At 35.2% G+C, this 12,038-nt stretch carries 11 protein-coding genes; 1 reads left to right on the forward strand and 10 read right to left on the reverse strand.

The window, feature by feature from the left end:
- Positions 1-139: 139 nt before the first annotated feature.
- Positions 140-2,983 carry a bifunctional fucokinase/fucose-1-phosphate guanylyltransferase gene (locus DW103_RS03715; RefSeq protein WP_122274325.1) on the forward strand — a complete coding sequence of 948 codons (2,844 nt, stop codon included), beginning with the start codon at positions 140-142 and terminating at the stop codon, positions 2,981-2,983.
- 19 nt (positions 2,984-3,002) lie between these two features.
- Here DW103_RS03715 and DW103_RS03720 read toward each other — a convergent pair whose 3' ends face one another.
- The 10 genes from DW103_RS03720 to DW103_RS03765 form a co-directional block, all read right to left on the reverse strand.
- Positions 3,003-3,407: a HEPN domain-containing protein gene (locus DW103_RS03720; protein ID WP_122274326.1), complete on the reverse strand. Its 405-nt coding sequence runs from the start codon at positions 3,405-3,407 to the stop codon at positions 3,003-3,005.
- Positions 3,404-3,718 (reverse strand): nucleotidyltransferase family protein, encoded by a 315-nt coding sequence (locus DW103_RS03725; RefSeq protein WP_122274327.1) that lies wholly within the window; start codon positions 3,716-3,718, stop codon positions 3,404-3,406. Before DW103_RS03725 ends, DW103_RS03720 begins: the two co-directional genes overlap by 4 nt.
- A 192-nt stretch (positions 3,719-3,910) precedes the next feature.
- Complete coding sequence (gene rpmA / locus DW103_RS03730; protein WP_122274328.1) at positions 3,911-4,177, reverse strand: 50S ribosomal protein L27; 267 nt, start codon at positions 4,175-4,177, stop codon at positions 3,911-3,913.
- A 22-nt stretch (positions 4,178-4,199) separates the two neighbouring features.
- On the reverse strand, positions 4,200-4,517 hold the full coding sequence (gene rplU, locus DW103_RS03735; protein ID WP_007657805.1) for a 50S ribosomal protein L21: 318 nt from the start codon (positions 4,515-4,517) through the stop codon (positions 4,200-4,202).
- Positions 4,518-4,653: 136 nt separating this feature from the next.
- The gene (locus tag DW103_RS03740) at positions 4,654-6,024 is read right to left on the reverse strand and encodes a hypothetical protein (RefSeq protein ID WP_122274329.1); all 1,371 of its coding nucleotides are present in this window, start codon (positions 6,022-6,024) and stop codon (positions 4,654-4,656) included.
- 13 nt (positions 6,025-6,037) lie between these two features.
- Entirely contained in the window at positions 6,038-6,649 is a 612-nt protein-coding gene (locus tag DW103_RS03745) for a hypothetical protein (protein WP_122274330.1), read from the reverse strand.
- Positions 6,639-7,865 carry a 6-bladed beta-propeller gene (locus tag DW103_RS03750; protein WP_122274331.1) on the reverse strand — a complete coding sequence of 409 codons (1,227 nt, stop codon included), beginning with the start codon at positions 7,863-7,865 and terminating at the stop codon, positions 6,639-6,641. The genes DW103_RS03745 and DW103_RS03750 overlap by 11 nt, the downstream gene beginning before the upstream one ends.
- A gap of 91 nt (positions 7,866-7,956) precedes the next feature.
- Positions 7,957-8,391 (reverse strand): hypothetical protein, encoded by a 435-nt coding sequence (locus DW103_RS03755; protein WP_122274332.1) that lies wholly within the window; start codon positions 8,389-8,391, stop codon positions 7,957-7,959.
- 758 nt (positions 8,392-9,149) lie between these two features.
- Positions 9,150-10,391 carry a 6-bladed beta-propeller gene (locus tag DW103_RS03760; protein WP_122274333.1) on the reverse strand — a complete coding sequence of 414 codons (1,242 nt, stop codon included), beginning with the start codon at positions 10,389-10,391 and terminating at the stop codon, positions 9,150-9,152.
- Between the two features lie 396 nt (positions 10,392-10,787).
- Positions 10,788-12,020, reverse strand: coding sequence for a 6-bladed beta-propeller (locus DW103_RS03765; protein WP_122274334.1), 1,233 nt, complete (start codon positions 12,018-12,020; stop codon positions 10,788-10,790).
- Positions 12,021-12,038: the final 18 nt, after the last annotated feature.

Genomic DNA, 12,038 nt, shown 5'->3' on the forward strand with positions numbered 1-12,038 from the left:
CAAATGAGTCTATCAAGATTCTATAATTACGGAGACGAATATAATAAATTAAACGGAACAACGACCAAATAGTGAAATTAAATTAAATTTCACGTAATCCGGCAAGAAAAAAGTATTTTTGCCGGAAAGACAGAACGAAATGAAGAAATTATTGTCATTACCGCCCAATCTTGTAAAAAGTTTTCACGAAATCACACATACAGATGCTGTAGAATGGTTTTGTACTTCCGACCCTATAGGTGCGCGTCTGGGTTCAGGCGGGGGTACTACCTGGCTACTCGAAGCATGTCGGCAAAACGAAACTGCCAACAGTACTCTTTCGTTCGAGGAATGGTTGGCAAAGGAAAAACGAATCCTATTGCACGCGGGAGGACAAAGCCGCCGTCTACCCGGTTATGCTCCCTCCGGTAAAATATTGACTCCAATTCCTGTTTTCAGATGGGCGCGAGGACAAAAACTATCACAAACCTTGTTATCACTCCAATTACCCCTGTATGAAGAAATCATGCGAAAAGCCCCGGATTCCCTGCACACATTGATTGCCAGCGGAGATATTTACCTGCGAAACAGTGAGCCGTTGCAGACAATTCCTGAAGCGGATGTCGTATGTTACGGACTTTGGGTCGATCCCGTCTTAGCGACCCATCATGGAGTATTCGTGTCTGACCGGCAATCACCGGATAAACTGGATTTCATGCTTCAAAAACCTTCGCTCGAAGAGCTAGGCCATCTGGCTCAAACTCATCTTTTCCTGATGGATATCGGGGTTTGGTTGTTAAGCGACCGGGCTGTCGGATTATTGATGAAACATTCGTATCAGGAAGAGGGTAAACAAATAAAAGAATACGACCTGTATTCCGAATTTGGGCTGGCCCTCGGAAATAATCCACGTATTCAAGATAAGGAACTAAACGAACTGAGTGTGGCTATCCTGCCATTGCCCGGTGGGGAATTTTATCACTACGGAACCAGTCCGGAACTTATATCCTCTACCCTCGCCGTCCAGAATTTGGTTCGTGACCAACGGGCCATCATGCAACGTAAAGTAAAGCCGCATCCGGCCATGTTCATACAAAATGCCGAAGTAAATTTGCAACTTACCGTTGAAAATTCGGAATTATGGATAGAAAACAGCCACATCGGACAAAACTGGAAATTGAGAAACAGGCATATTATTACCGGAGTACCCTGTAATGACTGGTCGCTTCATCTCCCTTCAGGAATCTGTATTGATATTGTCCCGGTGAGAGAGAAGGAATTTGCAGCCCGTCCCTATGGTTTCAATGATGCATTCAAAGGAAATACGAATGATAAAACAACTCTTTTTATGGGTCAACCGTTATCGGATTGGGCAGACCGGAGAGGTATCTGTCCAATATCGGCAACCGATATACAAAACGCCCCCTTATTTCCTATTTGCCGGACAGTTGAAGAACTGGGAAAAGTTTTACACTGGATGATTTCCGCCTCCCAATCGGAAGAAGGGAAACAAATATGGGAAAACAGGGAAAAAATGTCAGCCAACCAATTATCGGACAATGCCAACCTGTACCGCCTTTTTAGCCAACGGGAAAATTTCCGTCGCAACAATTGGCCTATGCTGGCTGCCAACCATGAAAAAAGTATTTTTTATCAACTGGATTTGGCAGATGCAGCCACCGCATTTGCCCACAACCATATACCGTTACCCGAACCATTACCGGCCAATACCCCTCTAATGAAACGCATTCACGATTCCATGTTCCGGGCACACGTACTCCAGCTTTCCGGACAGGAATACATAAAAGAACAGCAACAGGCTTTCTCCCTTTTAAGAGAGGGATTAATCGGAACAGTCATTTCCGGAAAACAATCTCCCCGTCTCAATGTATATCGGGACCAGATTGTCTGGAGCCGAAGTCCCGTACGTATCGACCTGGCCGGCGGATGGACTGATACGCCGCCTTTTTGCATGTATGCAGGAGGAAACGTTGTAAACGTCGCAATCGAACTGAATGGACAGCCCCCTTTACAGGTTTACATAAAACCGGCCAATACATATAAAATTATTCTTCGTTCCATTGATCTCGGAGCAATGGAAACCATTTCCACTTGGCAGGAATTAAGCGATTACCGTAAAGTAGGTTCTCCTTTTTCCATCCCCAAAGCAGCCCTATCCTTGGCAGGTTTTTCGCCCGAATTTGCCGCCGAAAAGTTTACATCACTGGAAGAACAACTGAAAGCTTTCGGAAGTGGGCTTGAAGTAACCCTTTTGGCCGCAATCCCGGCAGGTTCAGGATTAGGAACCAGCTCCATTCTGGCAGCCACCGTACTGGGCGCACTTGCCGATTTCTGCGGATTACCCTGGGATAAAAATGAAATAGGACGGCGTACACTCATACTCGAACAACTCCTGACCACTGGTGGAGGATGGCAAGACCAATACGGTGGTGTATTACAAGGGCTTAAACTTTTACAAACAAACGAAGGTTTTAACCAAAGTCCATTGGTGCGTTGGTTACCGGAATATTTGTTTACCGACCCGGAATATCGTCCTTGCCACCTGCTATACTATACAGGAATAACCCGTACAGCCAAAGACATTCTTGCAGAAATTGTGCGGGGTATGTTTTTGAACAGTGCATCCCACCTGAGCCTGCTTACAGAAATGAAAACGCATGCATTAGACATGTATGAAGCCATTCAGCGCGGAGATTTCGAAACATACGGCCATTTGGTTAGTAAAACATGGGAACAAAACAAATCACTCGACTCCGGAACCAATCCTCCGGCTGTAGAACAGCTGATAGCCCGTATTAAAGATTACACATTGGGATATAAACTTCCAGGAGCCGGTGGTGGCGGATATTTATACATGATAGCCAAAGATCCGGTAGCCGCCCTACAAATACGAAAAGCACTAACAACTTCTTCACCCAATAGTAATGCCCGTTTTGTAGAAATGAATTTATCAGATAAAGGCCTACAAATCAGCCGTTCATAATATAAAGAAAGGAAATATGTCAAACATTCAGCAAATCTTTTACTGCATTTATATATATTGTTACCTGCGGATATAGCTCTTCAAGCATTTCTTTATCACAATACACAAAATCATCATAATCACCACTTTGCCTTTTTTCAAATAAAGTCGTGAACGTCTTGCCTATTTTTAAAGGAAGCTTTCCTGTTGAAATAAAATGCAAACCAAGCATTGTTTTTACTCCATTATGTGTTTGCGTTTGAATATTATATTTCAACAACAAAGCTACTGTCGCATAATAACAAGCATAATATAATCGGTTGATTGCAGCATTATAAAAAGACTCACGTATCATTACCTCTGCTTCTTTCAAAGTATCATAAGCACGCTGTAGTCTATAAACAATCAACGCATTTTTACTTTCTTCATCTAAAATTTCTTTCATATCACAACACCCTCATTTACAACATTAACATAAAAAGGCGTCTTAAACGGACGATTTTCCCAAAGAGTTTTTAACATTACTATTGGACTAATAATAACTCCTGTTTTCAATTCAAGTTCATAAAGTGGTACTGTAATAGCCTCTTCTTGAGCCAATGTCAATTTATCCCCATCAACTAAAATAAGCAAATCAATATCACTATCCCGATGAGACTCACCCCGAGCCTCAGAGCCAAACACAATCGTTTTGGCCGTTGGTACAACACGGTTTATAATTTCTTTAATCTGCATTACAACTTCTACCCGTTTCATAAATCACTTGAATTGAATTGAACTTATTAGGCAAATATACTCATTTTCTGACAATAATGCTATAATTCCACCTTTCCTAACATTTCAATCCTATCTTTCTTCCTATCCTTCTCTAAAATAGAAGTCGCCAAAAAAATAAGGCAACCTCTTTTTCAGACGTTGCCTTATTTTATATTGTTATTTGACCGATTCTTATGCTTCTGCAGTCACTTTTTTTACAGAAACGAAAGAACGATTTTCTTTTCCTTTGCGGAAAGTCACGATACCATCAACCAAAGCATACAATGTATGATCTTTACCGATACCCACGTTTTCTCCCGGATGATGAACAGTACCTCTCTGACGAATGATAATGTTACCGGCTTTAGCAACTTCACCCCCGAAAAGCTTAACACCTAATCTCTTACTTTGTGATTCACGGCCGTTCTTAGAACTACCCACACCTTTCTTATGTGCCATTTCTTCTTTTCTCCTTTAAACGTTAAGCAACAATTTCTTTAATACTCACTTCAGTGAACTGCTGACGGTGACCGTTCAATTTACGATACCCTTTTCTTCTTTTCTTGTGGAAAATCAGCACTTTATCACCTTTTACCAGCGGCGAAAGTACTTCACATACTACCTTTGCGCCTTCTACAGTAGGAACACCTACTTTTACTTCACCATTGTTGTCAACCAACAACACTTTGTCAAATTCCACAACAGCTCCGCTTTCCGCGTTCTGAATGTGATGAACGAACAACTTCTTACCTTCTTCAGCCTTGAACTGCTGTCCGTTAATTTCTACGATTACGTACATCTGTCTTTTTCTATTTAAACAGGTTATGTCCCGGGGGTGGATACACTTTTCAGTATCACTTGTTTACCCTCTGCAGAATTTCAGGTTGCAAAATTACCACTTATAGTTTTATTCTGCAAATGTTTTTACGGATATTTTACTCTTCAGCCGTTTTTGCTTCCTCCATAGTCGTCTCCGCATCCACTGCCACGTCTTCCGTTTTTACCTCCCCTGCTTCCTCCAAAGCTTTCACTTTCGCAGCCTTCTCCCTTGCTTTCTCAAGTTCTTCCTTAATAATCCCTTTCATATATTGTTTGGTTATATCAGACTCTTTCCATAAGGATGTATAATAATAAGTATACCCACCTAAATAAAGCAAATAGATTGGGACAAGGCTACAAAACAGATAGCGTTTAACCTTAGACGATTTCCAAGATAAATATAGCAAGTTCAATAAATAAGATAAAATCAAAAACAGACCGACCTCACTGAGATACAAGTACCGGTCCGCAATCATAGCATCTCGTCCTAAAGGAATAATATTTAGGAACAAAAATAAATTTATCAGAAACAAGAGCAAAGCAAAGACCACCAATCTATTTTTTCTATATATAACCACCAAACAAGAAGCCGCCACAAGAAGAAACGGGAAAAACCAAAACCGTAACGGAACACTATCTCCGGCCCTCATCGGATAAGGATAGAAAAAATTCAAATGAATCGGCAACAACGTTTTCGTAATATACTCAAAAATAGCATAACACGACAGCAATAAACGTTGCCAGAACGGATAATCAGAAGTTCCGCTTGACAATCCTTGTGCCATCATAGTCACGATTCCCATACAAATACTTAAAACAAAGAATAATATCTTTTCTCCCCAAACCTGTTCACTCCGCAAATCCCGGTGTAAAAACCAATCGATAAGCAAAAGATTGAGAGGAAAAATAACCACCTGCTCTTTACATCCGAAAGAAAGGACAAAGAATAGTATCGTAAGGAAAAAATACTTTGCTCTATCACTATTTATATATAATATATAAGTATACAACCCAAGCAACAAGAAAAACGTACACGTCGGTATTTTTGATGCACTAATCCAAGCTACCGTTTCAACATTAATAGGATGTATAGCAAATAAAAGCGAAGTAGCAATCGCTATTACATAAACATTTATATTCTCATTTATCCGGTTCTTTTGTAAAAGCTTCGTTATAATAAAATAAATCAAGCACGCATTTAGTATGTGGAAAAGCAAACTCATACAATGATAAGGAGCCGGAAGATAAGCAAATGCAGAATAAAGGAGTGTATACATCAATTGATTAACAGGCGAATATTGACCATGGTCAAACCGGGTAAATATATCAGACAGATTCTGCCAGCCCAAACCACCCGATGTATAATCATTCATAACCTGCCATTGGTCATCCCAGAAATATTGGAAATCATTACCAAAAGTAGGAAAATATACAACAATCGAAACAATTGAAATAAGAATAAAAACAATATAATGCCTTCTATTCATGATTTTATTTGGTTTAATAATTTTCTATAATCTTTTTCATTCTATCCAAATAATCTTTACTAATCTCTGGAAACATTGTATCTGGCATATAAAAATTTGAAACATTCAAATCAGGAGTAAGCAAAAAGAAATAGCCCATTCCAAAAGTTTTTGGAAACCATGTAAAATTTCTAAAATCAGTCAAACAAATTGGGAATAATATTTTCTCTTCCTTTAAAAAGATGTAAAAATCATTTTCATTTTCAAAAGAAGATAAAATTAGCAAATCTTCAGAAAAGTCACTAAAATTAACATTCAAGGAATCCACCATGGCATGAACACAACTCGAACAATCACTACTTGTATATCGGTACACCAACAATGGCTTATCCGAAATAAAATCTCTAATTTTATACTTTTGTTGTTTATTATTACATTTGATATTATTTATACGCATACCACTTATTTCAGAGTTCATATCAAAATTTCTTTTATAAAAATTTAGAGTATCCCTATATTCATATTGTTGATTATAAACACTTTCCAAATATGAATATTTTTTCTTTTGACTCAAAAATACAAAAAACAAAAGGAGAACTGCTATAATCGATATTATAGTTGCTATCTTCCAAATACTATTTTTCATTAAAGTAATCTTTTAGTTTATAAAAAATTAAAATCGGATTATCGTCTTCTTGCAAATTATCAACTACCTCTTTCAGTTTTCGTACAACTGGATCTTTACTCCTTTTTGATATTTTCATATTAAATAGAGTTTCCGGTAAACAGCAAGAAACAAAATAGTCATCAACACAACTTGTAATTGATTCTAAAGGGATATCTTGCATACTCTTTACAACATCTTCACTACTTCCAACATACAAAAGATATCCACCTTTTCCTTTTTCTTTGTCAGCAAAAAAAGCACCAAGAATAGAACTTCTATTTTCAAAATTCAAAAACATATACTTTTTTGTTTCAAAGTAGCCACTAAATCCTGTAAAAAAACCTTTCCGTCCATACTCATGTTTAAAATAGCCAAAAGAGCTATTAGGCTCTATTACAAATTTATCCCTTGGAGCCATTTTGTTTTTATGCTCAATAATATACGATGGTACAAACTTACCATTATAACAACTAAAAATAGTATCGCATAATGGCATAATAAAATTAACCTTATCGCCATTTTTAGCCATAGGATGTTTTGAAAACATATGTGCAAAACCTATAAATTCAATTGGATTGTATAGTTTTTCATCCAACAATTTCAAATTATTTCTTTTAAACAAATTATATGCAGTTTTTTTCCGACCAAACATGTAATAATTAGACAATATAGTATTATCATCAACCAATATAGAATGTGCCACTAGAGATGTCAAATCAGGTAAAATTCCTTTCCTACTTCTAAATTTTCCATCAAAATCATATTCTAAAAGAATATTTTTCATTTCATCTATAATTGTAACGGTTCTTTTAGTTTCATCCAAGAAGTATGAGTTCGAAGTGAGATATTCTTCAGGACCTTCCCCCTTTTGCCCTATTTTATTCAGAAAAGTTCCTGTATTTTTATCAAAAACAAACAGACCATTCCTAAAATCCAAAACAAAAATGAGTGAATCAGCGAATGAAATATCTACAACCTCTGAAAGCAAACAAGACCTGTTTGTTTCCAAAGGGATAATTTTCACATCTTCATACTGATATAATTTTCCTCTATCAGCATCCTTAAACGCATTATCTTCATCATTAATACTATTTATTTTAACTATACCTTCGCTTTTTTTATTCAAATTATCATCATTAGCATAAAGTAATAGAGAAACTTGAATAATACAAAAAATACACAACAATGATTTCATATATTTTAATTAAATTAAAAAAACAAGAAACAGAAGATGAAACAAATACTCACTTCTGCTTCTTATTATAACATTGATTATCATTACCAAATCATTGCGCATTTGTCGCAAATGAATTATTTATATAAAGACCTTGCTGATTAGTAAAACAACAATTAGCTGTACTTGCTTCACAAGCTCTATGATCCCAAAAAGCATCATACTTTTCTTTTCTTTGATAAGATCCTGAGATTTTAAATCCAAACACAGATATCTCCCCAGCTATAGAACATTCTACGCGTCCTACCGTACCATGATCCACACTTTTCAAAATGACATTCCATCCTCCTTCCTTATCTCGACAAGACTTTTCATATTCGCTAAGACTTGTAGTTGGAGTTTCTGGGGTATCTGTCGTTTCTGCAAGCAAGAATTTAGCAAACCAACTACTCCGCATTCCATAATCGCTCAATGCATACTCAGCGTTAAGCATCACACCTACTAGTAGGCCAATAAGACCTACAGCAATTAAAACATTTTTTTTCATAACAATTTAATTTTATCTATTAATTCAACAAAGATAAACAGTTAATCTTAGCACACAAACCTATTTTATCAAAATCATCCTGATTATTACATATTATTAACACAGCAATAAGTAATAAAAAACACTAAACACAAAGAGGTATTTATAAATCACTAAATATCAACCTTTTTAAATAATAAATTTCACTACTATGCTTCGAATATGCACCTGTACTATATAACCAAATAATGAGAGTTCTTATCCTCGGCACAGAATGTTCCAATCACTCCAAAATACACAGATGCTAGCCATCATCCATCTCATTATCATGACAAGAAATACCACAAAGATTTATTTCATCATTTATCTCTTTCTCTTATCCAGCTTAAATAATCTGGCAAAAAATGCCCAATTTCACTTAGAGTAAAAAATCCCCCTAATTAGTTAAATACCACCCAAAATCAAATGCAACCCATTGACAAAGGAGCACCTTTTAAGCTGGCATACATTTTCTACGAGACAAAGCAAAACCTATAAAACAAGGAGCATTAATCGGAAGCAAGGCTCGAAGTCGATATAAGTTATTTTAAAAGCAAATGACTTCTTGACCAATTGAATGTATTACATGATTTATAACCAAAACAATATGCATAAATAAAAAAGGAGACAAAACACAAATCATAAACCTGCTCCATAACAGTTTAGTAAAGGACATCACCTATATCTTTCACAAATATTCAACAATTACTTAGCACACTTCTTATACGCACTGTTTGAGATTACTTTTCATCGAAACAATCTTTTAGTTTATAAAAAATCAAGACAGGATTATCATCTTCTTGCAGATTATCAATCACATCTTGCAATCTTTTCACAACTGGGTCTTTAGTTGTCGGTGATATTTTTAAACTCAACAGATCTTCAGGGGTACAACATCCCACAAAATAATCACCAGCACAAGTTCGAATATATCTAAATGGGATATCTTGCATCGTATTTATAACCTTGTCTGATTCAAATGTATATACAAAATATGCTCCTTTTTTCTTTTGCTTGCTAACCAAGCATCCAGCACCAATACGCATATCACTACGATAATCTTGAAGACCCAGTAAGATATAATCATTCGTTTCACAATAATTATCAAATCCGGTAAAATAACCTTTGTATCCATATGTATCTAACAAAGAAGGATAATAATTTTTAGGAGATGTTACAAATTTCTCCTTTGGAGCCATTTCTCCTCGATGCTCAATGACATATAAGGGAATAAATTGCCCATTATAACAAGTAAAAATTGTATCACACAGAGGCATAATAAAATTAACCCTATCTCCTATTTGCACCATCGGAGAACTTGAAAAAGCATATCTATAATGTGAAACAATAATCGGATGATATGATTTTTTAGCTAATATTTTAGCATTATTTCTCTTAAATAAAAGATATGCAGTATTTTCAGCATCCATATTTATCCAATTATTAAACAATAAAGTTTCATTATCAAGCAAGATAGAATGATAAACATTTCTTATCAAATCAGAAGGAACCCCTTTTTTTTCTTTAAATACACCATTTAATCCATATATATAAAAAGCATTTTTCATAATATCTATAATTGTAATGGTCTCTCTTTTCTTATCATAAAAAAATGAATTTAAAGAAATATATTCTCCTGGACCACTTCCATGTTGTCCTATCTTACACAAGAATTTTCCCGTATTTCTATCAAAAGAATATAATGCTCCTTCTTTTTTGCCATCCAAAAAAAATATATACGAATCTTTAATCAAAAGTTCTTGCAAATTTTCAGACAAGAAGCAAGAATCATTTGTTTCTAAAGGGACAAATTTCACATCTTCATATTGCAATAAGTCAGGACTATCAAAAGGCTTATTTTCCCCATTAATAGCAGATATTTTCACTACATTCCCATCAGACACCTTGGAATCTGCATCTTTAGCATAAACAAACACTACAGATAATTGAAAAAAACATATAATAATCAATAATAGTCTCATCGCGCACTACTTTATAAATAAAACATATCAAATAAAAAACAGGGCACTAAAAATCACATACCCTATTTCTTATCCACTAACAAACCAATAAGGCCAACTGCGATTAAAATTCTTTTCTTTTTCATGGCAATAGCATTTTATTTGTTTTTCTCAAAGATATAAAATTATTTTCAACAAATACATATTTTATAAAGAATATACTAAATATTATATATAAACAACAATTGCAAACAATTATTTCACAATTTGTTTATTTTCTTATTCCACTTATGATTTTCAAGACTACAAAAGTGACAATCCTACAAGCAAGATGAAACTACTCAAAACCATATCACCAATATTCTCTACAAATATTCAACAATTATTTAGCACACTTCTTATACACGCTGTTAGGGATTACTTTTCATCGAAATGATCTTTTAGTTTGTAAAAAATCAAAACAGGATTATCATCTTCTTGCAAATTGTTAACTACCTCTTTCAGTTTTTGTACAACCGGGTCTTTTGTGTCCGGAGAGATTTTTAAATTCAACAAAACTATCGGATCTGCAACACCGACAAAATAGTCATTATCGCATCCCATAATACCTTTTAAGGAGGCTTTAAAAGGTATATCTTGTACGCTCTTTACTAAACGAGATTCATTCGTCGCTTCATTCGAAAAATATACTCCTTTTGTTTTCTGTTTGTTTATAAGACAATTACCGGATAAACCGGAGAGCAATATATAATCATTTGTTTCTTTATAATTAGTAAAGCCCGTAAAATACCCTTTCTGCAGATAACCTATAGACTTTTGAAAGAAACTCTCCCCCTCACCAATTATAAACTTTTCTCTAGGAATATTTTTCGCCTGATGTCCTACAACATACATCGGCATGAATTTCCCCTTATAACAACTAAATATCGTATCACACAAAGGCATAATAAAATTAACTCTATCATCATTAACTTTGACAATTGACTCACCATAACCGGCGGAAAGAGATAGCGTCTGGATTGGATTGTACGATTTTTTTGCAAAAACCATAGTTCTGTTTTTATCAAACAGAACATACGCATCGTTTTCTTTCTTATTAATGAAATACTTCATAAAGACCTTTTGATCATTCAGGATAATCATATTCTCTACATTTTCCATCAACTCCGGAGAGTACTTCTTTCTCTCTTTAAATTTCCCATCATAGCCATAAGTCAAAAACACATTTTGATGAAAATCTATAAGCGTAATCGTTTTTTTATTTTTATCATAAAAAAAATTATTAAAAGCAACATATTCAGCCGGACCACCTCCTCGCTCTCCTATCTTATGCAAAAACTTACCTGTAGCCCTTTCAAAGACATATAAGTCATTTCCTATTTCTTTAGAATCAGGATCGGCTACAAAAATATACTCATCGGTTAAAAAAATCTCAACAAGAAAAGTAAGCAAACACTCTTGATTTGTCTCCAAAGGAACAATCTTCACATCCTCATACTGAAATGCCTTTCCTCTATCAAGTGGATTTTTCTCACTGTTGATTGTTGAAATTTTGATAACATTTTCTTTCGATGCTTTCTGATTGTTGTCTTTCGCTGAGAGCGATACAGACAATGGGAACACGCATAAACTAAAAAACAGTAACTTCATGATATATCATTTTTAGAA

Source organism: Parabacteroides sp. AM08-6, from assembly GCF_003473295.1.
Lineage (GTDB): Bacteria > Bacteroidota > Bacteroidia > Bacteroidales > Tannerellaceae > Parabacteroides.